The 25,299-nt window shown below is 34.9% G+C and carries 21 protein-coding genes, 1 riboswitch and 1 other annotated feature; of the genes, 17 read left to right on the forward strand and 4 right to left on the reverse strand.

The features are described from left to right. Positions 1 to 123 precede the first annotated feature (123 nt). The 4 genes from MT489_RS18885 (at position 124) to asnB (ending at position 5,262) form a co-directional block, all read left to right on the forward strand. Entirely contained in the window at positions 124 to 915 is a 792-nt protein-coding gene (locus MT489_RS18885; RefSeq protein ID WP_244683113.1) for an alpha/beta hydrolase family protein, read from the forward strand. A gap of 29 nt (positions 916 to 944) precedes the next feature. Then, entirely contained in the window at positions 945 to 1,187 is a 243-nt protein-coding gene (locus MT489_RS18890; protein WP_244683114.1) for a DUF2584 domain-containing protein, read from the forward strand. A gap of 545 nt (positions 1,188 to 1,732) precedes the next feature. After that, positions 1,733 to 1,844, forward strand: a riboswitch (SAM riboswitch). Positions 1,845 to 2,014: 170 nt separating this feature from the next. Then, complete coding sequence (gene metK / locus MT489_RS18895) at positions 2,015 to 3,214, forward strand: methionine adenosyltransferase (protein WP_244683115.1); 1,200 nt, start codon at positions 2,015 to 2,017, stop codon at positions 3,212 to 3,214. Positions 3,215 to 3,372: 158 nt separating this feature from the next. After that, positions 3,373 to 5,262: an asparagine synthase (glutamine-hydrolyzing) gene (gene asnB / locus MT489_RS18900; RefSeq protein ID WP_244683116.1), complete on the forward strand. Its 1,890-nt coding sequence runs from the start codon at positions 3,373 to 3,375 to the stop codon at positions 5,260 to 5,262. Here the strand turns inward: asnB and MT489_RS18905 are convergent. Continuing rightward, positions 5,259 to 6,110 (reverse strand): C39 family peptidase, encoded by an 852-nt coding sequence (locus MT489_RS18905; RefSeq protein WP_244683117.1) that lies wholly within the window; start codon positions 6,108 to 6,110, stop codon positions 5,259 to 5,261. The genes asnB and MT489_RS18905 overlap by 4 nt on opposite strands. Before the next feature lie 167 nt (positions 6,111 to 6,277). Next, positions 6,278 to 6,796 (reverse strand): gamma carbonic anhydrase, encoded by a 519-nt coding sequence (locus MT489_RS18910; RefSeq protein ID WP_244683118.1) that lies wholly within the window; start codon positions 6,794 to 6,796, stop codon positions 6,278 to 6,280. A gap of 143 nt (positions 6,797 to 6,939) precedes the next feature. Between MT489_RS18910 and MT489_RS18915 the strand changes: the two genes are divergently transcribed. Both MT489_RS18915 and MT489_RS18920 read left to right on the forward strand, forming a co-directional pair. Next, a complete protein-coding gene (locus MT489_RS18915; protein WP_244683119.1) occupies positions 6,940 to 7,752 on the forward strand; it encodes an alpha/beta hydrolase in 813 nt (270 codons plus the stop codon). 29 nt (positions 7,753 to 7,781) lie between these two features. Further along, positions 7,782 to 8,876: a tetraprenyl-beta-curcumene synthase family protein gene (locus MT489_RS18920; protein ID WP_244683120.1), complete on the forward strand. Its 1,095-nt coding sequence runs from the start codon at positions 7,782 to 7,784 to the stop codon at positions 8,874 to 8,876. 45 nt (positions 8,877 to 8,921) lie between these two features. On the opposite strand, the gene MT489_RS18925 is transcribed toward MT489_RS18920, so the two are convergent. Next, positions 8,922 to 9,803: a TIGR01777 family oxidoreductase gene (locus MT489_RS18925; RefSeq protein WP_244683121.1), complete on the reverse strand. Its 882-nt coding sequence runs from the start codon at positions 9,801 to 9,803 to the stop codon at positions 8,922 to 8,924. A 161-nt stretch (positions 9,804 to 9,964) separates the two neighbouring features. Beyond that, complete coding sequence (mnmM, locus tag MT489_RS18930) at positions 9,965 to 10,537, reverse strand: tRNA 5-(aminomethyl)-2-thiouridylate-methyltransferase MnmM (RefSeq protein ID WP_244683122.1); 573 nt, start codon at positions 10,535 to 10,537, stop codon at positions 9,965 to 9,967. 124 nt (positions 10,538 to 10,661) lie between these two features. Here mnmM and MT489_RS18935 point away from each other — a divergent pair, with 124 nt between their 5' ends. The 11 genes from MT489_RS18935 to MT489_RS18985 all read left to right on the forward strand — a co-directional run bounded on the left by MT489_RS18935 (position 10,662) and on the right by MT489_RS18985 (position 25,099). Beyond that, positions 10,662 to 10,952 (forward strand): YtzC family protein, encoded by a 291-nt coding sequence (locus MT489_RS18935; RefSeq protein WP_244683123.1) that lies wholly within the window; start codon positions 10,662 to 10,664, stop codon positions 10,950 to 10,952. 253 nt (positions 10,953 to 11,205) lie between these two features. After that, positions 11,206 to 12,396 carry an MDR family MFS transporter gene (locus MT489_RS18940; RefSeq protein WP_244683124.1) on the forward strand — a complete coding sequence of 397 codons (1,191 nt, stop codon included), beginning with the start codon at positions 11,206 to 11,208 and terminating at the stop codon, positions 12,394 to 12,396. A 118-nt stretch (positions 12,397 to 12,514) separates the two neighbouring features. Continuing rightward, complete coding sequence (locus tag MT489_RS18945; protein WP_244683125.1) at positions 12,515 to 14,239, forward strand: sensor histidine kinase; 1,725 nt, start codon at positions 12,515 to 12,517, stop codon at positions 14,237 to 14,239. A gap of 212 nt (positions 14,240 to 14,451) precedes the next feature. Then, entirely contained in the window at positions 14,452 to 16,113 is a 1,662-nt protein-coding gene (locus tag MT489_RS18950) for an extracellular solute-binding protein (RefSeq protein WP_244683126.1), read from the forward strand. A gap of 98 nt (positions 16,114 to 16,211) precedes the next feature. Further along, complete coding sequence (locus MT489_RS18955; RefSeq protein ID WP_244683236.1) at positions 16,212 to 17,147, forward strand: ABC transporter permease; 936 nt, start codon at positions 16,212 to 16,214, stop codon at positions 17,145 to 17,147. An 11-nt stretch (positions 17,148 to 17,158) separates the two neighbouring features. Further along, positions 17,159 to 18,040: a carbohydrate ABC transporter permease gene (locus MT489_RS18960; protein ID WP_370876391.1), complete on the forward strand. Its 882-nt coding sequence runs from the start codon at positions 17,159 to 17,161 to the stop codon at positions 18,038 to 18,040. A gap of 53 nt (positions 18,041 to 18,093) precedes the next feature. Further along, complete coding sequence (locus tag MT489_RS18965) at positions 18,094 to 19,713, forward strand: response regulator transcription factor (RefSeq protein WP_244683128.1); 1,620 nt, start codon at positions 18,094 to 18,096, stop codon at positions 19,711 to 19,713. A 23-nt stretch (positions 19,714 to 19,736) separates the two neighbouring features. Further along, positions 19,737 to 20,522 (forward strand): sugar phosphate isomerase/epimerase family protein, encoded by a 786-nt coding sequence (locus tag MT489_RS18970; RefSeq protein ID WP_244683129.1) that lies wholly within the window; start codon positions 19,737 to 19,739, stop codon positions 20,520 to 20,522. 147 nt (positions 20,523 to 20,669) lie between these two features. Next, positions 20,670 to 21,857: an MDR family MFS transporter gene (locus tag MT489_RS18975; RefSeq protein ID WP_244683130.1), complete on the forward strand. Its 1,188-nt coding sequence runs from the start codon at positions 20,670 to 20,672 to the stop codon at positions 21,855 to 21,857. Between the two features lie 74 nt (positions 21,858 to 21,931). Continuing rightward, positions 21,932 to 22,169 (forward strand) — a binding site (T-box leader). 165 nt (positions 22,170 to 22,334) lie between these two features. Then, complete coding sequence (leuS, locus tag MT489_RS18980; protein WP_244683131.1) at positions 22,335 to 24,749, forward strand: leucine--tRNA ligase; 2,415 nt, start codon at positions 22,335 to 22,337, stop codon at positions 24,747 to 24,749. Positions 24,750 to 24,784: 35 nt separating this feature from the next. Continuing rightward, entirely contained in the window at positions 24,785 to 25,099 is a 315-nt protein-coding gene (locus MT489_RS18985; protein WP_244683132.1) for a rhodanese-like domain-containing protein, read from the forward strand. Positions 25,100 to 25,299 lie beyond the last annotated feature (200 nt).

The following is a 25,299-nucleotide window of genomic DNA, read 5'->3' on the forward strand; positions in this document are numbered from 1 at the left end:
AGAAGAGCTTTTCCAAAACAAACAATTGAATTAGAAATGTCACAAAAAGGATTGCAGTTTGAGTGTTGATGAGTATTTATACGGCTAAAAAAATAGATATTATTAATGAAGGATGAATGTTATATGGATGGAACTATTATCGATAAACAGCATTTCCCATCTCCAAGCCCGCTTGTCCGACTTTTTTTAGTCACTTATATGTCTCAAGGCTTAAAAGTAAAAGGTTTAATTGCTGAACCAATAGAGAAAGGGATATATGAGGGATTTCTTTATTTGCGAGGTGGAATAAAGAATGTAGGGATGGTAAGACCAGCAAGAATTGCTCAATTTGCTTCAGAAGGATTTGTTGTATTTGCACCATTTTATCGAGGTAATCGTGGGGGAGAAGGGAATGAGGATTTTGCTGGTGATGATCGACATGATGCATTTTCCGCATTTACATTATTAAAAAACCTCCCAAATGTTCAAGAAAACAGGGTTCATATTTTTGGATTTTCTAGAGGCGGCGTAATGGCACTTTTTACAGCTATCCAATTTCCTGAGGCTGCATCTATAGTAACGTGGGGAGGAGTGTCGGATCTTTCACTTACATATGTGGAAAGAAAAGATATGAGAAGAATGATGAAACGGGTCATTGGAGGTTCACCTAAAACGGAGCCAGATGAATATGAATCCCGAACACCGCTATATGAATTGGAAAAATTGAAACCTCCTGTTCTAATCATTCACGGTGAACTTGATAATAACGTATCGGTTGAACATGCAAGGCGTCTTGAAAAAAGGCTTCAATCGCTTGGAATGCAAGTAGAAGCGTGGTATTTTAAAAACTTTACTCATTATTTTCCACCTGCTATTAATCGAGAAGTAGTTCGAGACCTATGTCTTTGGATGAAAAAGCAAAGATGTGATATATAATAAGTGGAAAGGATAAGGGGGAATCAAGAATGGGAATGCCGTTTGAAATGAACACTATGATCGTGACGAAAGGAAAGGAAAAAAGGCAAAAGGATAATTTTTTCACTCTCGAGAAAAATGGTTATAGACTATACCCAATTGATATTCCTATCGAAGTTCGACATTCAAAAGAGAGCGATTACCATGCTACTGCAATAATAAAAAAAGTAGAATGGGAAAATGAAACAACCACCATTTTGTATCAACTTGTGGCTTTACATTCAAGTAATTAGATAAATCCTCCTATAGTGAATGAAAATAGCATATGTAGGGTGGGTTTGCGATGTGTGACAAGGACCAACTATCATTCATCATTTCTTATTAGAGGCTGAAATGACTGGAGAAATGTATCCAGTCTGAATCGTGTTCGCATATCTGAAATAAATAGATAAGAACACAACACATAGCTTTATATCCCTATCTCTCTGGTCTAAATTCCTTAATGTTCCTAGAGACGAGAGTCTGCTATCAGGAAACGATAAAAACTAGGCCCTTCTATACTGTTACTTTAAATCAGTCTAATAATTGGAGTTTGATACTTTACTTGTAGGGTATTTAAACTTTAAAAGCTTAGCTAAGAAAAAATGCAAAAACTAATGCAATTTAGCGAAAGATTTACACAAAATAGCTTTAACAGGATAGATTGGGGTACATAATATTTGGACTATTTTACCTTTTTTTGATTTGACTACTGGCTATAGTCCTCTGTTAAACAAAGATGTTTATCTTATTTGACAATGTCTCACTCATTGCGCTATTATTTTAGATTGAACGGATACTCTTATCCTGAGATGGTGGAGGGTACAGGCCCTATGAAACCCAGCAACCTACTGACAATTAGGAAGCAAGGTGCTAACCTGTTGCAGGGCATTTGCCTTGGGCGATAAGAGTGAAAGGCTCGGATGATAACAAAACCTTTCCTCAATGTATAAAATAGGAAAGGTTTTTCTTATTTTAAGGTGATTTAATGCCTTTTCATCATTACGACCTCTTTAATCATTAAGGAATTGAGTACCGTTACTTATATAAGGAAACCATACTGATAAAAGGAGGAAACATTTTGTCTAAAACACGCCATTTATTTACATCTGAATCTGTAACAGAAGGGCATCCTGATAAAATTTGTGATCAAATTTCGGATTCTATTTTAGACGCCATTTTAACAAATGATCCAAATGCACGTGTTGCTTGTGAAACATCAGTCACTACTGGTCTTGTACTAGTTGCTGGAGAAATTACAACTTCTACCTATGTTGATATACCCAAAATTGTGCGAGATACAATAAAAGAGGTAGGATATATTCGTGCGAAATATGGTTTTGATGCAGAAACCTGTGCAGTTATTACTTCAATAGACGAACAATCACCTGATATTGCAGCTGGAGTTAACCAAGCTCTTGAAGCTCGTGAAGGTTCAATGTCTGAGGAAGAAATCGAAGCAATAGGAGCAGGAGATCAAGGGCTGATGTTCGGATACGCATGTAATGAAACGAAAGAACTCATGCCGCTTCCAATTTCATTGGCTCACAAATTGTCTAGAAGATTGTCTGAAGTGCGTAAGGAAGAAATATTATCATACTTACGCCCAGATGGAAAAACGCAAGTGACAGTTGAATATGATGAACATAACAATCCGGTTCGAATTGATACGATTGTTATTTCAACCCAACATAATCCTGATATTACGTTAGAACAAATACAAAATGATATTAAAGAATTTGTAATTTCACATGTTGTTCCTGCGGATTTGATTGATGACGAGACGAAATATTTTATTAATCCAACAGGCCGCTTTGTTATTGGTGGTCCTCAAGGTGACGCTGGATTAACTGGCAGAAAAATCATTGTTGATACGTACGGTGGATATGCACGTCATGGCGGAGGAGCTTTCTCAGGAAAAGACCCTACAAAAGTTGACCGATCTGCTGCATATGCTGCTCGGTATGTCGCGAAAAACATTGTAGCATCTGGCCTTGCAGATCGTTGTGAAGTTCAGCTTGCATATGCAATTGGTGTTGCTCAGCCTGTCTCTATTTCAGTTGATACATTTGGCACTGGAACCGTTTCTGAAGAAGTATTAGTCGGAGCGATTAGAAAGAATTTTGATCTAAGACCTGCTGGAATTATTCGGATGCTAGATCTTCGCCGTCCGATTTACAAGCAGACAGCTGCTTATGGTCATTTCGGTCGTACTGATTTAGACTTGCCTTGGGAGAGAACAGATAAAGCTGAAGCCATTAGAAAATCGGCACAGCAATAACATAATAATTGGGTAAAATAGGGCTGTATAAAAAATACGGCTCTTTTTTTTGTAAATATTACTGCAAAAACTGATAAAATAATGATAGTATTAACAAGTATGCAACGCATTGATGCTAGAAATTGCGCTTGAAATATAACAGAGTAGGTGACAAGGAAATGTGTGGTTTTATCGGTTGCGTTCATGATCAGGCAATGGAATACCGCGAATCTGATCAAGAATTATTTAAACAAATGAATCAAATAATCACTCATCGTGGACCGGACGATGAAGGATATTTTACAGATGAACATATACAATTCGGTTTTCGCAGGCTTAGTATCATCGATATTGAAAGTGGCAAACAACCATTATCATATGAAAATGAACGTTATTGGATTATTTTTAATGGTGAAGTATATAATTTTGTAGAACTACGTGATGAACTTGTAAAAGAAGGATTATCTTTCGAAACAGCTTCAGATACAGAAGTCATCATTGCTCTTTATAGCCAATTGAAGGAAAAAGCTGTTGAAAAGCTTCGTGGTATGTTTGCTTTCCTTATTTGGGATAAAGAGAATCAACAGCTATTTGGTGCTCGTGATTCATTTGGTATTAAACCATTTTTCTATTATGAGGAAAATAATCGAACGTACTTTGCGTCAGAGAAAAAGAGTATTTTACTTGCAATTGAGAACAACGACTTAAATCGTGACGCATTACAGCAATATATGACATATCAATTCGTTCCCGAGCCAGACTCAATGACAAAAGGCATTAAAAAACTAGAGCCAGGTCATTACTTCATAAAAAAAATGGGCGAACCATTAAAGATTTCTCGTTACTGGAAGGCTCAGTTCCATCCAGTCAATAAATCTGAAAAAGAATTTATTAAAGAAATTCAAGACGTATTATTTGATTCTGTAAATATTCATATGCGCAGTGATGTTCCAGTTGGTTCTTTTCTTTCAGGTGGAATCGATTCATCCATTATCGCATCCATCGCAAAACAGTTCCATCCGAGCATTAAAACGTTCTCCGTTGGATTCGAGCGAGACGGTTTTAGTGAAATTGATGTGGCAAAAGAAACAGCTGATAAGCTTGGAGTCGAAAACATCAGCTATGTCATTACTCCAGATGAGTATATGAAAGAGCTACCGAAAATTATGTGGTATATGGATGATCCACTTGCTGACCCAGCTTGTGTTCCTTTATATTTTGTAGCGAGAGAAGCACGAAAGCATGTAACCGTCGTTCTTTCTGGTGAGGGAGCGGATGAATTATTCGGTGGATACAATATTTATAGAGAACCACAATCATTGGAAATGTTTAATAAAATTCCTGCTGTTGGAAAGTCACTTCTGCGTGGTCTTGCTAAAGTGCTGCCTGAAGGAGTGAAAGGGAAAAGCTTTATTGAACGTGGACTTACTCCTATGGAAGAACGCTATATCGGAAATGCTAAAATGTATTCAGAAGAAGAAAAAAGAAATTTGCTTAAATTTTATAATGAGAGCATCGATTATCGTGATATAACGAGACCTTTATATGCTGATACAGTTGGATATGATCCAGTGGACCAAATGCAATATATTGATATACACACGTGGATGAGAGGGGATATTCTTCTCAAAGCAGATAAAATGACAATGGCTCATTCATTAGAGCTCAGAGTACCTTTTCTTGATAAAGAGGTCTTTAATGTGGCGTCCAATATCCCAACTAGTCTAAAAACAGCGGAAGGTACGACGAAATACATACTTCGGAAAGCGGCTGAAGGAATTGTTCCGGATCATGTATTAAATCGAAAAAAATTAGGATTCCCTGTTCCAATTCGTCATTGGCTGAAAAATGAAATGCACGATTGGGTTAAAAATATTATTAAAGAAAGCGATACAGACCATCTTATTAACAAACAGTATGTTCTGAATTTGCTTGAAGATCATTGCCAAGGAAAAATGGATTATAGCCGTAAAATTTGGACGGTCGTCGTGTTCATGGTATGGCATTCTGTCTATATGGAAAATCAATACGACTTTCAAAATCAATATAAAACAGCCAACGCTCACTAATATGAATACGTGAGCGCCTGGCCGCCCATTTGCACCCAAGATTTTTCAAAATCTTTTATGGGTGCTTTTTTATTTTTTATCCCTGTTAACGGATCATTAAAATAGACAAATTGATCGTCATAACCAGTTATAAGGACGGAATGTTCCTTCATGGTGATCCGAACCTTTCCTGATTTTGTGTGCCATGTTTGAAAATATGAATCTTCTAATTCTCGATATTGAGAATTAATAATAACCCAGACAGGACGGCCATCTGATAGTGGAATTTTAAGTTCATCAAAAGATTGTCCGGTTAGATTAACGATTTTTTTGGGTAAATAAGAATTTGCTAGCTCCATAATAGGTTCGTGGTATACTCCAAGCCCTGGTTCTTTGAAAGAATACATATTGCCTACGAATCCGTTATGCGGGTTTCCAAAGTGGATTTCCCCATTTTTAACAGTACGAGGTGTCGGGTCTTTTTTGATTTCATCCGCAAGTGTCATTTTATCTACTTCTACACCTGCACTGCCTAAAAGCATTGCCAATGCAGTAACCTCACATCCGCGTGGAAGTTCAGGAAATTGCTTAATAACTGGAGCATTAATCAGAACTTTATTCTCAATTTTAATAATCGCTAAGTTTTCTTGTTGTTCTTTTGACTTACTTGCTTGAACATTTTGTGGAGCATCGTCAGTTTTTTCACTATAGGTTCTATTTGTTCCGTAAAAATAAATGGTCGCTCCAAAAATTACGATAACTAGAAATGAAATAAATCCCGAAAAAAATATATGTCTTTTATATTTAATAAATAGTAAGATGAATACACCGACAGCACATGCTATCGATATGAACTGCAGTGTTTCCATATTAATCAATCACCTTTTTTTAATAATTGCTAGTCGTTAGAAAACAGTTTTCTGGTCCATTTCGCCAGAAAATAGCCTTCCGGGCTTTTTCGCTAGAAAATAGCCTTCCGGGCTTTTTCGCTAGAAAATAGCCTTCCTCTATAACATCGGAAAATAATTACATTTTTTCAGTCTTTTTGTAGTGATTTGTAATACTTTGCTTTTTCTACGTATTCCCTTGAAATACGTTCCATATCTTTTACATCTTCATCAGTTAATTCTCTAATTACTTTTGCAGGCCGACCAAAAGCAAGTGAATTAGGGGGAATGATTTTACCTTGCGGGACTAAACTACCTGCACCAATAAATGCACCTTCTCCAATTTCAGCTCCATCTAAAATGATAGAACCCATTCCAATTAATGCTTTTTTTCTTATTTTGCAGCTATGTAAAATTACTTGATGACCTATTGTTACTTCATCTTCAATAATGAGTGGATTATTTGGACTTTGATGAAGAACTGAGTTATCCTGAATATTTACTTTTTCACCAATAATAGTAGGAGCAACATCACCGCGAATGGAGCAATTAAACCAAACACTTGAATTCGCGCCAATTTTGACATCTCCCGTAATCGTTGAATAGTCTGCTAAGAAAACGGATGGGTGGATGTCAGGTTTTTTTCCATGATAAGGGTAAATAGCCAAATGTAATCGCCTCTTCCAATATATACTTATTCTAGTGTAGCAAATTATATAGATTTTTGCAGAAAGACCAATATGGTTGTCGAAAATTTTTTAAGTATGAAAAAGTGGGTAAAATATGTGTATCATTATTTGAGGTGGTTTTTGTGCGAAAATGGGAAGCTTATCAAGACCCAAAAGCCGTAATTGTGATTGTCCATGGAGCAATGGAGCATCATGGAAGATATGGTTGGCTAATTGAAAACTGGAGGCTAAACGGTTTTCATGTCATTATGGGTGATTTGCCAGGACAGGGCCTTACAACTAGATCTAGTCGTGGCCATGTAGACTCTTTTGATGAATATATAAAAGAAGTCCTTAATTGGATAAATGAGGCTAAAAACTTTGCTTTGCCAATTTTTCTCCTTGGACATAGTATGGGTGGTCTAACAGTTATTAGACTTCTTCAAAATATGGATGTTAAGATAGATGGAGTCTTATTATCTTCTCCATGTTTAGGACTTGTAGAGTATCCACCTATTCCAATCAATGCACTATCTGTTGGACTGAATTGGATACTTCCTGAGTTAAAAGTTAGTAGCCATTTAGATATCGATCTAGTAACTAGAAATGATGATGTTAAGGAAAGAGCTTTAAATGACAGCCTATATGTAACAAAAGTTTCTGTTCGATGGTACCGTGAACTTTTAAAGGCGATGAAGATGGCATTTACAAAACTTTCAAAGTTTCCTAATGTGCCTCTATTGGTTCTCCAAGGTGGAGATGATAAAATTGTTAATAAGATGGATGTCATGGATTGGTTCAATCAGTTAAAGATTTCGGAAAAACATTATAAAGAATGGGAATATTGTTACCATGAAATTTTTAACGAGCCTGAAAGAGAACATATTTTTGATTATGCAAAAAGCTTTGTAGAATTAAGGCTCCGTCAATTAGGATATAATGAATATAAAGAATAAGAGAGCATTGATGATGAGGTGATTGGAAGATGTCTTTACCATCGCATCCAATAGCATTAATGAATCAAGTTTATCGAAAAATAATGCCTGCTGTTCATTCTGAATTAGCGTATTGGAAGGAGCGTGCGGCTGCTATTCCTGATTTGGAATTAAGGCAGCAAGCAATTGCTAGTATTGAACATAAAACCTTCCACTGTGAGGGTGGAGCTATTATGGCACTTACTGCTCATAATGAGAAGCAATCCGCGATAAAATTTATTGTTGCTTATCAAACGATTAGTGACTATTTAGATAATCTTTGTGACCGTAGTACATCACTAGATCCAAAAGATTTTGCTGCATTACATGAATCTATGAAAGATGCACTGACGGTTGGTGAAGAACCTAAACAATATTATCGTTTTCGTGCAGAGAGAGAAGACGGCGGTTATTTAACGGAGCTTGTTCAAACATGTCAGAATGTTTTAGCTACCGTACCTCATTATGAGGCAGTTAAACCATTTCTTCTTGAACTATGTCAATATTATTGCGATTTGCAAATACATAAACATGTTTGTTGGGAAGAACGTGAAGATCGATTAAAAGAATGGTTTGCTGAATACAAAGATTTATTGCCGGAGATGGGATGGCATGAATTTTCAGCTTGCTCTGGGTCTACTCTTGGGATCTTTTGCTTAATTTCGTATGCATTAAGAAATGATTTTGAGGAAAAACATGCAGAAATGATTCGTGAAGGATATTTTCCTTATATACAAGGGTTGCATATCTTGCTCGATTATTTCATTGATCAAGATGAAGATCGCGCAGGAGGAGACTTAAACTTTTGTTTTTATTATGAGGATAAAGAGCAAATGCTGAATCGTTTTATTCACTTTTTAGACGAAGCGGACAAGCATACGAAAAATTTGCCCGATAAAAAATTTCATAAGCTCATTAACCGTGGTCTGCTTGGAGTTTACTTATCTGATAGAAAAGTTAACGAACAAAAGGATGTCAGAACGCTTGCGAAAAAAATCATGAAGCACGGCGGAGTCACAAGTTATTTCTTTTATTGGAATGGAAGGCTCTATAGACGGCTACAGCAATTGGTAAGCGATTCAGGGAGGTTCTTGACGGCAAAATAGAAATAAAGCGCTTGGAAGGAGTATAATCCACCAGGCGCTTAAGTTTTATAATATATTTCGTAATGTTTTATCTAACGTATTGTATGTAAAAATAAATCCTTCTTTCTCTAATTTTTCCGGGAGTACCCACCGACTTTTTAAGACTAACTCGGTTTCCGTTCTTATTACTGCTGCTCCTATTTCCAGCATCCATTTTGGTGCAGGTAAACCAATCTTTACATTCATTTCCTCCCTTAATAATTTCATTAACTCTGCATTACTAACAGGATTGGGGGAAGAACAATTAAATACACCTTCAAGATCATTTCTATTATTAAGAAAAAGAACGATTTGAAATAAATCCTCAATATGAATCCAACTAAATTTTTGCTTACCATTTCCTTGGATGCCACCAAGTCCAAATCTCGTTAAATTTCGATATGGTATAATCACACCACCGTTTTTACCTAACACAATTGCGGTTCGCAATGCTAATTTCCTAGTTTTTGGTAAATTAAAACTAAAAAATTCTTTTTCCCAATTCGTTGCAACATCTACAGAAAATCCTGTGCCAATTTCTCCATTTTCTTCAGTCATAGGTCGGTCTTCAGCATGTCGATAAATGGTTGCAGTACTTGAATTCATCCAAACTTTAGGAGGATTATTACAATCCAAAATACACTTGCCGAGAATATTTGTCGTTTTTATTCTAGAACTCATAATTTCTTTCATGTTTTTTTCGTTATATCTACAATTAACTGACTTCCCAGCAAGGTTTATTAATAGTTCAGATCCTTCTAATGCTTCTACAATTGCTTTTTTGTCATCCCATTGAATATTATGTGGGTGTCTTGAAATGATTTTGACGTCGTAACCTATATCATTAAATCTTTTTTCAAAGTATGTACCAATAAAACCCGTTCCACCGGCAATAATTACCTTTTTCATGTTTATCCCCCAATCACTTGAAGATTTTTTAGTGAAACAATTCACAAACTTATGTGTTCATTTTAACACATATTACTTTAATTTAAATGCAAATTTGTATAAGAATAAAAAAACATACCAAACCTTATGCAGATTGGCATGCCGATTGTTTATTTATTAATTTATCTTTTTTCAATCGCAATGATAAAAGGAGGATTGTTAATTTGGTTAATAAACGAGTATTGCAAGACGTGAAAACTTTTCTGGTTTAAGTTTGATGTGTACCTAAGCAATGCATCTCGTTCAATCTTTCCTCCAGAATGACCATAATAAATGACAAGAACAATGATTCCTTTAGGTGCCATAACATCTAAAATTTGCTGAACAGCCGAGATTGTTGTTTCTGGCCTTGTTGTAATAGATTTATCACTTTTTGGTAAATATCCTAAATTAAAAATCGCACTTTTTATCTGGTGATGTTTATCTTTAGGAATGACGTCTAATATATGTTCGTGACCAGTATGAAAAAGGGTCGCACGATGGAATAATTCGTTCGAATGAAGTAATTTTTGGGTTTCGGACAATGCTTCCTTTTGAATATCGAATCCATATACATGTCCATTTTCCCCCACTAGCTTTGCTAAAAAAAGTGTATCATGTCCATTCCCTATCGTCGCATCTACAACGATATCACCAGGCTTAACGACCCTTTCAAGAACTGATCGTGCAAAAGAAAGTATATTTTCCAAAGACAAAGTATCCAACTCCTTACTCAACATACAAAAAATTGTAACATAACCGTAATCGGAAAAGAACAAACTAAACATGACCTTTTGGGGACAGTCTCAAGGGGGAAAGGTTGAAAGGAGAGGATTGTCAGTGGCAACTCGCCAATCAATTGATGACTGTATTAATCGTTGTGAGGCAGCAATTCTTTACGCGAACGATCAATTCACTGAAGCGAAAAAACAGGAACATTACTATGACGTAGAATTCAGTGAGGCTCAGCAAGGGTTGGAAAATGCGGTATTGGAGCTTGAAAAACTAACCGATAGCTCAAATGCACAGCAACGAGAACAATTGCATCGTATTCGCTTAAAAGTCCAGCAGTTGCAAAACAAAATGATTCTCCAAAACCACGATCATCCGCTATATAGCACTTGGCATTAAAAAAGGAAATCTGGCACTTATACAGTGCCGGATTTTTCAATCAGTTATTTCCCTATCTAAATATAGATGAAATTTACATTAATAGTAAAAGAATTTCGCTAAATAATATAATCAGCAATAACACAATTAATATTGTTTTTATCATTAATTAACTGAATTTATTTTTATTTTTTCATGTACTTGCCAGCACCTACATAAAAGCATAGAATTGTTTGGTACACGAAATATAAGCGTGGAAAGGGTGCAGACAAACATGCCAAAAGCTTTATGGCTGTTAGTCATCGGGATGCTTGTGAATGTAACAGGATCCTCTTTTTTATGGCCGCTCAATGCGATTTATATGCATGAGCATTTAGGAAAATCATTATTTGTAGCTGGTTTAGTTCTAATGTTGAATTCTGCAACAAGTGTAGTGGGGAATTTAATCGGCGGAATACTTTATGATAAAATTGGCGGATATCGTTCAATTATGCTTGGAATCATTATTTCTGTTGTTTCATTAACCGGGTTAACCTTGTGGCATGGCTGGCCGCATTATGTTTATTTTTTGGCGTTAATCGGTTTTGGAGGTGGAATTGTATTTCCATCTATGTTCGCCATGGCTGGGGCTGTTTGGAAAGAAGGAGGGCGAAAAGCTTTTAATGCAGTGTATGTTGCTCAAAATGCCGGAGTAGCGATTGGGTCTGCACTGGGAGGTTTTGTCGCTTTTTATTCCTTTGATTATATATTTCTAGCAAATTTATCCATGTATGTCGTTTTTTTATTTTTAGCCCTTTTTGGCTATAAAAATTTGGCAGGAAATCAGTTAGCTCAAACAAATGTACTCCAAGAACGTAAAACATTAAAAAGTAAAAATAAGTTTTATGCACTTTTAATTTTATGTTCTGCCTATTTATTAGGATGGGTTTGTTATGTACAATGGCAATCTACAATTGCTGCCTACACACAGGAGATTAACATTACTTTAAAACAATATAGTTTGCTCTGGACTATTAACGGAGCATTAATCGTTCTAGCCCAACCTTTACTGCAAAGAGCATTAAGAAAGTATGGGGAACAGTTAAAAGGGCAAATGCTTGTTGGTTTTATCATATTTATTCTTTCCTTCGTTTTAGCTAGTACGGTAAATGAATTTAAGGGGTTCCTTGCTGCAATGGTTATTTTAACGATAGGTGAAATGCTTGTCTGGCCAGTTGTACCGACAGTTGCAGATAAATTAGCTCCAAAAGGAAGAGAAGGTTTTTATCAAGGGATTGTAAATAGTACTGCTACAGGAGGAAGAATGATTGGACCAGTTCTCGGGGGAATGATTGTTGATTTAACAGGAATGACCGCACTTTTCTATTGTATGATTGGTCTTTTATTCATTTCACTAATTCTAACCTTTTTGTATGATCGACCTCTTAAAAGCTTAAGCAATGAAAAAGCAAATGCAAATTTTTAATAAGGCAAAGATTTTAATCTTTGTCTTTTTTTGTTTGTTGGATTTTTCGAAAAGTAATGAATTGTCGAATGTTTGATATTATAATGAAAGCAATTGTGTTAATAGGTAGGGATTGTATATGAATAGAGGAAATATATTCACCAAAGTTGCGATACTAATTGTATTCTTGTTAATCCCAGTTTTAGTTTTATATTTTTATTCAAATCATGTTAGTAATAATGTTGCTAGCACAGAAATTAAGCGTTTAAATAGAGAACAGTTATCCTTTTTTGTCAATCAAGTAGAAATGAATATGGATAACTTAGCAATGAATACAATGACATTAGGTAGAATACAAAGTATTAAAGATTTTAAAACTGTTCATCTTGTTAAAGATCCCATGGATTATATTCAAATAAAAGATGCTGCTATTAAAACAATAGAGCAACAAAACATATCAAATAACTGGAAAAATGAAATTGTAGTTTATTCACCTAATTCTAAAGAGTTAATCTCAACGACAGCTTCTTCTTTTAACATCGAAAATTTATATGAGAGCGAAAAAAATAGGTGGAATCATCATACGGTTATTATTAATGGCAAAGAACAGCACTATTTTTCATGGTATTCAGTTGAGCCCTGGTCAAAGAGTTCAAAAATAAGGGAAGTAAATTTAGTAATTGGGATAAGTTTCTCAGAAAGTATTTTACAAGAGAGGTTAGATCAGTTTAAAAATACTGGTCGAAATGATCCGTTTTTCTATAATCTTAAAGATCCCCCTATTACTAGTCGTACTGCAAATAATGAAATGGTTAGGGCAGTCATAAGTGAATTACAGAAAGATATTCCTCTAAATGAAAATAATGAAAAAATCGTAAAGATTTACAATAAAAATTATATGATTAGTTATGTATATTCAAATAGATTGGGCTCGTATTTAGTAGATTATGCACCTTTTGATACCTTAATGGCGCCTATTAAATCAAGTAGGAATTTATTTTATTTTTCAGTAGGACTTTTATTAATTACTGGTATATTTGCAGCATTTATTTTATACCGACATGTTCACGTTCCTATTAATCAATTAATTCATGGTGTAAATAGTATAAGGTTAGGGGATTATTCAGTACGTATTCCTAATTTACCAAAGAATGAATTTGCGTATTTAATTAAATCGTATAATGAGATGGCTCAACAAATTCAAATATTAATTGAAAAAGTGTATGAAGAAGAAGTAAGATCCAAGGAAGCGATTTTAAAACAACTTCAATCCCAAATCAATCCTCATTTTCTTTATAATAGTTTATTTTTTATTAAAAATATGTCTAAATTGGGTAATCAAAAAGCTTTAAATGAAATGGTACATAATTTAGCAGAATATTACCGTTATACAACAAGGGTAGACAAGCATTTAGTTACTTTAAATGATGAAATCAATCTTATTGAAAATTATCTCAATATATACACATTACGAATGGACAGAATAAGTTTTAATATTTCAATTCCAGAGGATATGAAAGAAGAAAAGATTTTGCGCTTAATAATACAACCAATTGTTGAAAATGCTATCGTTCATGGTCTTGAACCAAAAGTTGGTAAAGGAAATATAAACATCACTGGAAAAATTGTTAGCGAGAAAAACATAATTGTGATTGAGGACGATGGTGTTGGAATGGACCCTTTTGAATTAAACGACCTGAAAGGTAAAGTAAGTTCTCCAATAAACACTAGAAACAATTACGGTATTTGGAATGTCCATCAAAGATTATTGCTTTATTTTGGAACAGGATCAGGAATAGAACTATTTGTTCCTGAGTCAGGAGGATTTAGAGTTGTTTTGTCTTGGAATAGAGTAAAACAATAAATAATTAAATAAATAAATCTCCTCTCTTTTTAACAAAGTGTGGAGATTTTTTTAAATAGTTTATAAAGTAATATGAATATTAATATTCTATTATTTTTAGCCACTATGAAAGCATGTAAGATAATGAATAGATTAACAATTTTTTAAAAGGAGGATTCTTATCGGCTTTTATTTCAATAATGAAAACGCTTTAAAAAACAAGGGGGATGAACATGAAAAAAAATATCTCATTAATTCTACTTCTTTTACTCACTTCAGTTTTGATGTTCGGTTGCAATAAGCAATCAAATACAAAAGAAAATGAAGAAAATACTGAATCAAAATTAGTAAATGGAAAATTTGATCCTCCGGTCACCATTACAACAGGCAGGGGACTTAATACAGGGGATGTAAAATTTAAGAACGATGAGGACATACATAACAATGTCCATAATAAATGGGCAAAGGAAGCATTGGGGATTGAAATAAAATATGACTGGATTGTTGCTGGCGAAGGTGACCAATTCAATAATAAAATTCGCTTATCATTATCCGCTAATGAACCATTACCCGACGTAATGTTAATCGGAGATAGACAATTGGCTAGTGATTTAATCGAATCTGGTTTAGTGCAACCTATAGATGAAGCAATAGAAAAGTATGCAACACCTAGAATAAAAAAACTTTTTGAAGATTTCCCCCAAGGATTTACTACTTCAACTGTTGATGGGAAAAGATATGGAGTTCCAAGATATTCTGGTGGAAACGGTTCAGATTCAGTTTTATGGATACGTCAAGACTGGCTTGATAAATTAAACTTGAAAGGTCCAGAAACACTTGAGGATGTTGAAAAAATAATGGACGCTTTCGTTCATCAAGATCCAGACGGAAATGGAAAAGATGACACAATCGGCGTTACGCTTGCAATGAAATATAATTTAGCTACTTGGATGGCTGACGGAAGTTGGATTTTTGGAGCTTATGGGGATTATCTCCCTAAACTTTGGTCCAAAGATGAGGACGGTAAATTAGTATATGGATCCATCCAACCATCTATAAAACAAGGGTTGGCAAAATTAAACGAATGGTTTGAAAAGGGCTACCTAGATCGAGAAGTAGGTATTTTAGATGAAGAGAAAGCGATTGAAAGTTTTGTTTCCGGAAAGTCAGGGATTGCTGCTGCTCCTCCATGGGCCGCCGATTGGCCTTTACCAGACTTATTAAAAAACAATCCGGGAGCGGTTGTAAAAGCTTATCCAATGCCTAGTGGTCCAGATGGCAACGTTGGGCGTTATGGTGAAGGGTATTTGACAGGTGCTTTTCTCTTTAATAAAGACTTTAAGCATTTAGATGCTTTTTTCAAATATTATGATGCTATTTATGGATACTTATTAGGGGAATCGGAGTATTTTGAAAATGGAATGCATGAGGGGTATGACTATGTAATGAAAGATGGGAAACCAGTGTATGACAAGGATGAAATACCTGGTGGTTGGGTTAACCCTGGAAAATATAATTTACTAGGAGATATCCCTGACGCTCCATTTTTAATGTATGATCTTCTCAAACAATTTCACAGAGGAGAGAAAAAACCGGGAACTGCCTATGAACATATTCTTGTGGCAAGAGGCGATTTATGGTTAGAATCTGCAGCTATTATTACTGACCAAAACGAGCACCGTATCGAAAACTTATTTACAGGTCCACCTACAAAAACCCAGACATCGAAAGGTGAGTTTTTAAGCAAAATGCAGGATAAGACCTTTAGTGAAATTGTTTATGGGAAAGCACCACTTAGTGATTTTGATAAGTTTGTTGAAGAGTGGAAAGCAGGTGGTGGTGACAAGATGACAGAAGAAGTTAACGAATGGTATAAATCCGTCAGTGGAAAATAAATGATATTAATAGAGTGCGGATAGTAATAATCCGCACTCTAAAAGATTTACTGATTTGTGTTGAAGGAGGGTTTTATTTGGAAATACAGACAGGATCGATGAAAAAACAAATTATAACTACTAAAACCCAAAAACAAAAATGGAATTTAAAGAAAAATTGGCCATTACACATTTTACTTCTTCCTGCTGTTATAATCGCATTGATTTTTCAATATGGACCGATGTTTGGCCTTGTTATGGCTTTTCAAAATTATAAGCCTTGGTTAGGATTCATTAATTCTCATTGGGTTGGATTAGAACATTTTCGAACAATGCTTGAATATCCTGATGCGAAGCAAGTGATATGGAATACACTTGTAATTTCAGTATTAAAAATTATTTTTCAATTGTTAGTTCCCATCACTTTTGCCCTTTTATTAAATGAAGTTTATAAAATGACTTTCAAACGGACGGTCCAAACAATTGTATACCTGCCTCACTTTCTATCATGGGTTATTTTGGGTGGTATTTTGATAGATATGTTGTCACCAGAAGGAGGATTAATCAACAATATATTAGTTTCAGTACTACATATTGATCCTATCTTTTTCTTAGGAGACAATACATGGTTTCGATTTGTAGTGATTATAAGTGATATTTGGAAAGAATTTGGCTTTAATACAATCGTATTTTTAGCAGCTATTGCTTCTATAAATCCAAATATGTATGAAGCGGCACTGATGGATGGAGCAAACAGATGGAAACAAACAATCTATATTACAATACCCTCTATGCTTCCGATTATTATCGTAGTAGGAACATTATCTTTGGGTGGTATTTTGAATGCTGGTTTCGATCAAATATTTAATCTATATAATCCTTTGGTCTATCAAACAGGTGATATTATCGATACATATGTATATCGAGTAGGTCTTCAAAACGGTGACTTTAGTTATGCCACTGCAGTAGGATTATTCAGATCAGTCATCAGTTTTATTTTGGTGGTTTGTGGATATTGGCTAGCTTATAAGATCGCTAAGTATAGGATTTTTTAAGGGGGATGTTGATGATATACAAGAGCAAATCATATCAGATTTTCAGCATGTTCAATTACCTGTTTCTTACCATCATTACGTTTTTATGTATCCTGCCTCTTATACATGTATTAGCTGTATCTTTAAGTGGAAGTGCGGCGGCAACTGCCAATATCGTGGGTTTAATTCCAGTTGACTTTACATTAGATGCATATAAAAAGACAATAGGTAATGAAAACTTTATAAGAGCTTTGGGGATAGGGATTTATAGGGTTTTCTTAGGGACGATTGTATCGATGACTTTAATGACATTTGCTGCTTACTCTTTATCAAAGGAAGATCATGATTTTAAAGGCCGAAAATATTATGTATGGTTTTTTGTTTTTACTATGTTATTTAGTGGAGGTTTGGTTCCATCTTATATAATAGTAACTAAAGTAGGACTGATGAATTCTATTTGGGCATTAATATTACCGGTGGCAGTTAATGCATTTAATTTAATATTATTATTAAATTTTTTCCGTACTGCAGTACCTAAATCATTAGAAGAGGCTGCATATATGGATGGTGCAGGACATTTTAGAATATTATTCAGTATTTATCTACCTGTTGCAATTCCTGCACTTGCTACCGTCTCACTATTTACTATGGTGTTTCATTGGAACTCCTGGTTTGATGGTATGATTTATATGACGGATTCTAAAAAATATCCTTTATCCACTTTTTTACAAACAATTATTGTCCAACAAGATTATTCAAAAATGAGTGTGGATGCAGAAACGTTAAGGAATTTATCTCAGCGGACAGTTAAATCCGCACAAATATTTATTGGAGCGCTACCAATGCTTATTATCTATCCGTTTTTGCAAAGGTATTTTGTAAAAGGGATAGTACTTGGTTCCGAAAAGGAATAATTCTTAATAACTCTTTCAAGTTAAAACTTATATATCAATGGAGGTGACCTTAAATGTATCAACTGCTTTTAGTTGATGATGAACAATCTATTGTTGAAACTCTATCATTGACTATTCCCTGGGATAAGATAGGAGTAATAAATATTTTTAAAGCATACTCCGCTTATGAGGCACTAGATATTTTGAGTGAAAACTCTATTGATATTGTCATTACAGATATTAAAATGCCAGGTATGTCTGGAATTCAATTGATTGAAGAGATAAAGCACCGTTTTAAACATATCAAATGTGTTCTACTCTCCGGATTTGATGATTTTGCATACGCTCAACAGGCTATTAAATTTGGTACATCTGACTACCTACTAAAACCAGTTAAAGACGAAGAATTGATCGATACAGTAAGACGATTAGTAATACATCTTGACGAGGAGTGGGATAGCGTTGCCTCAAATAAGAGGGTTATGTCCATAATAAAAAATAATTCAGCTTTATTAAAAAGAAATCTACTTGCGGAATTATTATCTGGTATGAATATTTCTAAAAGTCTCTTAATGGAAAAATTGGAATTACTAGAGATACCTACTAAGTGCGATGATCAAATTTACATTTTACATATACATATCGAAGAAATATTTCACAATTGTACTCTTGAAAGCAACACACTTATACAATTTTCAATTGAAAATATTGCAGAACAAATACTTAGTGATGTTTTTCAATTTTGGTCATGTTCAGATAACTATGATGATATTATTTATGTTGTTAAACATGATAAAGAAGAGAATATTAATAGACTAATAAGAAAGAGTATGATTGCAATTCAAGACAATGTACAAAAGGACTTAGGCTGCAGAGTATCGGTTTTTCTAAGCAAACAAGGAATATTTCCTTACAATATTACTGAATTGTATCAGGATGTAGTTGCCAAATTAAGAAGCAATTCAACCAAGAAAATTGAAGAAATTTTAGAACCAAATGAAATGAAAGCGCAGAAAAATAAAGTGTATTCCCTACAAACTCTCTATCAGGCTCCAAGTATAAATCAATTGTTGGATAGCGGCCTATTCGATCGAGTGAAAGAGAAGCTTAATTCTATTTTTGTTGAGGTGAAGCAAGAACGTTTTTTGTCTAAAGAATATTTATATGAAGTTTTTTATTCAATATCGAGTGCTTATATTTATATCGCTCATAAATATGGAAAACACTTATCCTATATCATAGAAGATGATATTCAAAAAATAACAAATTCAAAATATTTCACTTCAGATGAAATAAAGAAGTGGGCATTTATTACATTAGAAAAAATAATAGGTATAGTAGAAACTGAGCAAAAGGGAGTTCGGTTCCCAATTGTAAAACAAGTTCATATTTTTATTGAAGAAAACCTTGATAAAGATGTATCATTACAAAAAATTGCGGAACATGTTTATTTACACCCAGTTTATCTTTCAAAAATATATAAGATAGAGACGGGGGAAGGTCTGAGTGATTTTATTTATAAATATCGGATGAAGCAGGCTTCAAAATACCTGATAAATAGTAATAGAAAAATAAATGAAATTGGAAAGTCTGTGGGATATCAAAATACATCTTATTTTATTAAAGTTTTTAAAGATTTTTTTGGAATGACACCTCAAGAATATAGAAATGGAAGATATAAAAATGATTTTTAATAATTATAGGGGTGGGATAATTAATGAAATTAGGGTTAATAGGGTCTCCAGTTGAAGAAAGTTTTATAAAAGCTAAGGACAAGGGATTATCATTTTTGGAATTTTGTATCAACATAAATGATGATATTGATCAATTTCTTGAGAACATACCGCTTATTTCTAAATGGAGTAAAACTTACGATATAGGAATCCAATCCATTGGGCGATGGGGAACTGATAAGATCGATGCAAATGGAGAAATTATTGAAAAAGAGTTACAAAAATCCTTTCAATTAATAGATGCTGCAAGTTTTTTAGGCTGTGAAAACTTCGTTTGTGGTTGTAATTTTGTAAAGGAACTTTCTTATTATGAAAATTGTCGTATCGCCATAGAGTTTTTATCAAAACTTATTGAATATGGAAATGAAAAAGGAGTTAAAATTTCCACCTACAATTGTCGATGGAACAATTTTATCTGTGATGATATGGCTTGGACAGTCATTCATGGATATCTGTCTGATTTAGGGATCAAATATGATCCATCCCATTCACGATATGCAAGTTGTGATTACTTAAAAGAAATACGGGATTGGGGAAATAGGTTCAATCATGTTCATATTAAAGGTTCCTTAATAGTAAATGGTAAGAGATTTGACGATCCTCCCGCAGGGCTAGATCAAACCGATTGGCATTCGTTTATGGCTATCCTTTATGCAGTGCAATATAAGTCAGGGCTTAGCATTGAACCACACTCTCATAATTGGGAAGGGGAACTTGGAGAAAAAGGACTAGATTTTACAATCGATTATATAAAAAAACTATTAGTATAGAAAAATAACAAAATATAAATAAAAACATAAATAAGTGACAAAAGGCATCTCCCCTTTTAAAAAGACTACAAAAAAATGGAGATGTCTATTTTTTATGGGCAAAGAAAAATTTGTATGCGTTAGTAATGGGGAAGGGATCTGAAATTTATGCCTAGACTAGTGTGGTTATTAGTAATAGGGCAATTCATATTGATGACAGGGTCTTCTTTTTTATGGCCTTTGAACTCAATTTATATGAGCGAAAATCTAGGGAAATCTTTGTCAGTTGCCGGCTTAGTATTAATGCTTAATTCAGGTACTAATGTAATCGGTAGTTTTTTAGGTGGATTATTATATGATAAATTGGGGGGATATCGTTCAATTTTAATTGGAACTTTTATCTCTATTACTGCTATTTTAGGTTTAGTGATATCACCTACATGGCCAAATTATGCAATTTGTTTAGGAGTTTCAGGATTTGGTAGTGGAATAGTTTTTCCATCCATATATGCGTTAGTTGGATCCGCATGGAAAGAAGGTGGAAGGAAGCCTTTTAATGCAATTTATGTAGCGCATAATGCAGGAGTAGCTCTAGGCTCTGCTCTTGGAGGTCTCGTTGCTTCATATTCCTTCGACTATGTGTTTCTAGCTAATATGACTATGTATATTGTCTTTTTTTTAATTGCTCTATTAGGTTATAAAAATATTACTGTGTCAAAACAACTAAAAAACAATGATGAAATTCGAGAGAAAAAAAGAATTGGTATCAAAAAGCTCTATATGCTAACCATGTTATGTTCTATGTTTTTCCTTTGTTGGGCAGCTTATGTTCAATGGTATACGACCCTTTCAGCATATACCCAAGAGATTAACATCTCATTAAAGCAATATAGCGTTCTCTGGACTATAAATGGAATATTGGTTGTAGCAGGTCAGCCACTTTTACAATGGTTACTTCGTAAATACAATGACCGCTTAAAGGGACAGCTATTTGTAGGTATTAGTATATTTGTTGTTGCCTTTAGTCTGGCAGGGTCATCTAACGGATTTAAGGGATTTATTATAGCAATGATAATCTTAACCGCTGGAGAAATGCTAGTATGGCCGGTTGTACCTACAATCGTTAATCAACTCGCACCTTCAGGCCGTGAAGGATTTTATCAGGGAATTGTTAGTAGTACAGCTACTGCTGGGAGAATGATCGGTCCAGTACTTGGGGGAGTTCTAGCTGACTTATATGGAATGCATATGTTGTTTTATTGTATGATTTTGTTACTTATCGCTGCTCTTATTTTTACTTATTTTCATGACAGGCCATTAAAAATGATGAAAAAAAGTAGTAAAGCAGCTATCTAATTGTATGAACTGTTGATTTTTTGTTGAAAGTAAGTATAAAATTGATTACAATTGGTAATATCATGAATAACATAATTGAAACGTTAACGAAGGACCAGTAATGATTAAAGCCCCGTTCAGAGAGTTGGCGGAAGGTGCAAGCCAATCGGGAGCAATCACGAACTCACCTTTAGAGTTGCATGTGTAAACGGATATTCAGAATGAAATATCTAAGTAATCCATGCCGTTTTCCGCGTTAAGGATGAATGAAGTGAGTGTAAATATACACTAATGTGGGTGGTACCGCGGGAGAATCAACCTCTCGTCCCAAGAAAAGTTATTTTCTGGGATGAGGGGTTTTTTGTTTTTTTTTATGGAAATGTCTAGCACCAGCGCCTATCGTCACTTCGAATGGCAACGTTGACTGTGTAACGTGTCCAGAGGCAAGTATGTAATAAGAAAGGCGCTTGTGCTTTTCTAAAATAAGGAGGCAGTAACATGAGTTTTAACCACAAAGAAATAGAACAAAAATGGCAAAAATTTTGGGCTGAGCATAAAACGTTTAAAACCGATGCATATGGTGAAGGAGAAAAGTTTTATGCGCTTGATATGTTTCCGTACCCATCTGGAGCGGGCTTGCATGTTGGACACCCGGAAGGATATACGGCGACCGATATTCTTTCAAGAATGAAGAGAATGCAAGGGTATAATGTTCTTCATCCGATGGGTTGGGATGCTTTCGGGCTTCCAGCTGAGCAATACGCTCTAGATACTGGAAATAATCCTGCTGATTTTACACAGCACAATATTGATACATTTAAAAGACAAATTAAAGAACTTGGGTTTTCGTATGATTGGGATCGTGAAATCAACACGACTGATCCAAATTATTATAAATGGACACAATGGATTTTTACAAAGCTGTTTGAAAAAGGTCTTGCTTATGTTGATGAAGTAGCTGTGAACTGGTGTCCTGCTCTAGGAACAGTCCTTGCAAATGAAGAAGTTATTGATGGAAAAAGTGAGCGTGGGGGGCATCCTGTAGAGCGTCGCCCTATGAAACAATGGATATTAAGAATTACTAAATATGCTGATCGCCTACTTGAGGATTTAGAAGAGCTGGATTGGCCAGAAAGTATTAAAGATATGCAAAGAAACTGGATTGGTCGTTCGGAAGGTGCTGAAGTTATTTTTGGCATTGACGGATTTGATGAAACGTTCACTGTATTTACGACTCGGCCAGATACGCTTTTCGGTGCGACTTATGCTGTACTTGCACCTGAACATCCTTTTGTCGATAAAATTACAACTGCCGAGCAGAAATCTGCGGTTCAAGGGTACATCGATCAAATCAAATCAAAAAGTGATCTTGAAAGAACAGATCTTGCAAAAGATAAAACAGGTGTTTTTACAGGGGCTTATGCTGTAAATCCTGTGAATGGTAAAAAAATTCCGATTTGGATTGCCGATTATGTATTGATGTCTTATGGTACTGGTGCAATTATGGCTGTTCCAGGGCATGATGACCGTGATTATGAGTTTGCGAAGAAATTTGGTTTAGACATTATTGAAGTTGTTGCAGGAGGAAATATTGAAAAAGAAGCCTATACTGGCGATGGGGCACATGTGAATTCTGAGTTCCTTGATGGAATGAACAAGGAAGAAGCAATCTCTGTAATGATTGAATGGCTTGAAAAAGAGGGCAAAGGAACGAAAAAAGTCACTTACCGACTAAGAGATTGGCTATTCAGCCGTCAACGTTATTGGGGAGAACCTATTCCAATTATCCATTGGGAAGATGGTACCATGACGACAGTTCCTGAAAATCAGCTTCCTGTCATTCTACCTGAAACTGATCAAATTAAACCATCTGGTACAGGAGAGTCTCCGTTAGCAAATATTGAACTATGGCTTTACGTTGAAGACCCTGAAACAGGTAAAAAAGGACGCCGTGAAACAAATACAATGCCACAATGGGCAGGTAGCTGCTGGTATTATTTGCGTTATATCGATCCTCAAAATGATCAGGCACTTGCCGATGAGGAGCTTTTGAAAAAATGGCTTCCAATTGATATATATATAGGTGGTGCAGAGCATGCGGTCCTTCACTTGCTTTATGCGCGATTCTGGCATAAATTCTTGTATGATATCGGTGTAGTTCCTACCAAAGAGCCTTTTCAAAAGTTATTTAACCAAGGTATGATTCTTGGTGAAGGAAATGAAAAAATGAGCAAATCAAAAGGGAATGTTGTAAACCCAGATGATATCGTAGAAAGCCACGGTGCCGATACTTTGCGCTTATATGAAATGTTTATGGGACCTCTTGATGCTTCTATTGCTTGGTCTACAACCGGTCTTGATGGTTCTCGTCGTTTCCTTGATCGTGTATGGAGATTATTTGTAGATGAAAATGGAAATCTTAGTGAAAAAATACAGGATGGCTCTGGCTCAGTTCTTGAAAAAGTGTACCATCAGACTGTTAAAAAAGTAACGGTCGATTATGAGGCTTTGCATTTTAATACAGCTATTTCCCAGTTGATGGTGTTTATCAATGAAGGTTATAAGGCTGAAGTGCTTCCAAAAGAGTATATTGAAGGATTTGTAAAGTTGCTTTCTCCAATTGCTCCTCATATTTCAGAGGAATTATGGGAAAAGTTAGGACATACAAACACACTTGCTTATGAGCCATGGCCAAAATATGATGAGTCAAAATTAGTTGATGATGAAGTGGAGATTGTTGTTCAGTTGAATGGAAAGGTTCGTTCAAAACTATTGATTTCTCGTAAAGCTACGCGTGAAGAACTGGAAGAATTCGCGTTGAACGATGAGAAAATCAAGGAAATGATCGAAGGAAAAACAATTCGAAAAATCATCGCGGTTCCTGGTAAATTAGTAAATATCGTTGCTAATTAACATCATTTCATATTGGTAGGAGAGAGGTGAAACGAATGGAACATATTAAAACTATAACTCCAGAAGAAGTACAAAAGCAGTTAGAGGAAGGGAAAACCTTAAATCTCATTGATGTGAGAGAAGATGACGAAGTTGCAGAAGGTATGATTCCTGAGGCGGTCCATATTAGAATGGGTAATATCCCAGAAAACCTCGATAAACTAGATCTAAATTCAGAGTATATAATTATTTGCAGATCTGGTGGACGGAGCGGTAGAGTGTGTGAGTATCTCTTTGACCAAGGATATAATGTTAGTAACATGGTAGGCGGAATGCTGGAATGGGAAGGACCGCTTGAACCCAAGAAATAATTATTTAATGAAAAATAGATGATTTGCTAACTCTAAACCTCCGAATGAAAAACGGGGGTTTTTCTTTTTGTCTATATTCCAATATTGTAGGGCAGTGAAAATTAAAACTACTTACACCTTTATTGTAATTGACTTTGGATAAACAACTATCAAAGGCCCCGATACCCTCGACAAGAAAATCTAAAAGCTTAAAAGTTTAC

The sequence above is a fragment of the Lederbergia wuyishanensis genome (genome assembly GCF_022900255.1).
GTDB lineage: Bacteria > Bacillota > Bacilli > Bacillales > Bacillaceae_C > Lederbergia > Lederbergia wuyishanensis.

What these genes read in the sequence shown, in the direction of transcription:
- MT489_RS18885 (WP_244683113.1), top strand. Translation starts at nt 124, where the DNA reads ATGGATGGAACTATTATCGATAAACAGCATTTCCCATCTCCAAGCCCG.
- MT489_RS18890 (WP_244683114.1), top strand. Translation starts at nt 945, where the DNA reads ATGGGAATGCCGTTTGAAATGAACACTATGATCGTGACGAAAGGAAAG.
- asnB (WP_244683116.1), top strand. Translation starts at nt 3,373, where the DNA reads ATGTGTGGTTTTATCGGTTGCGTTCATGATCAGGCAATGGAATACCGC.
- MT489_RS18905 (WP_244683117.1), bottom strand. Translation starts at nt 6,110, where the DNA reads ATGGAAACACTGCAGTTCATATCGATAGCATGTGCTGTCGGTGTATTC.
- MT489_RS18920 (WP_244683120.1), top strand. Translation starts at nt 7,782, where the DNA reads ATGTCTTTACCATCGCATCCAATAGCATTAATGAATCAAGTTTATCGA.
- MT489_RS18925 (WP_244683121.1), bottom strand. Translation starts at nt 9,803, where the DNA reads ATGAAAAAGGTAATTATTGCCGGTGGAACGGGTTTTATTGGTACATAC.
- MT489_RS18940 (WP_244683124.1), top strand. Translation starts at nt 11,206, where the DNA reads ATGCCAAAAGCTTTATGGCTGTTAGTCATCGGGATGCTTGTGAATGTA.
- MT489_RS18945 (WP_244683125.1), top strand. Translation starts at nt 12,515, where the DNA reads ATGAATAGAGGAAATATATTCACCAAAGTTGCGATACTAATTGTATTC.
- MT489_RS18950 (WP_244683126.1), top strand. Translation starts at nt 14,452, where the DNA reads ATGAAAAAAAATATCTCATTAATTCTACTTCTTTTACTCACTTCAGTT.
- MT489_RS18955 (WP_244683236.1), top strand. Translation starts at nt 16,212, where the DNA reads ATGAAAAAACAAATTATAACTACTAAAACCCAAAAACAAAAATGGAAT.
- MT489_RS18960 (WP_370876391.1), top strand. Translation starts at nt 17,159, where the DNA reads ATGATATACAAGAGCAAATCATATCAGATTTTCAGCATGTTCAATTAC.
- MT489_RS18965 (WP_244683128.1), top strand. Translation starts at nt 18,094, where the DNA reads ATGTATCAACTGCTTTTAGTTGATGATGAACAATCTATTGTTGAAACT.
- MT489_RS18970 (WP_244683129.1), top strand. Translation starts at nt 19,737, where the DNA reads ATGAAATTAGGGTTAATAGGGTCTCCAGTTGAAGAAAGTTTTATAAAA.
- MT489_RS18975 (WP_244683130.1), top strand. Translation starts at nt 20,670, where the DNA reads ATGCCTAGACTAGTGTGGTTATTAGTAATAGGGCAATTCATATTGATG.
- leuS (WP_244683131.1), top strand. Translation starts at nt 22,335, where the DNA reads ATGAGTTTTAACCACAAAGAAATAGAACAAAAATGGCAAAAATTTTGG.
- MT489_RS18985 (WP_244683132.1), top strand. Translation starts at nt 24,785, where the DNA reads ATGGAACATATTAAAACTATAACTCCAGAAGAAGTACAAAAGCAGTTA.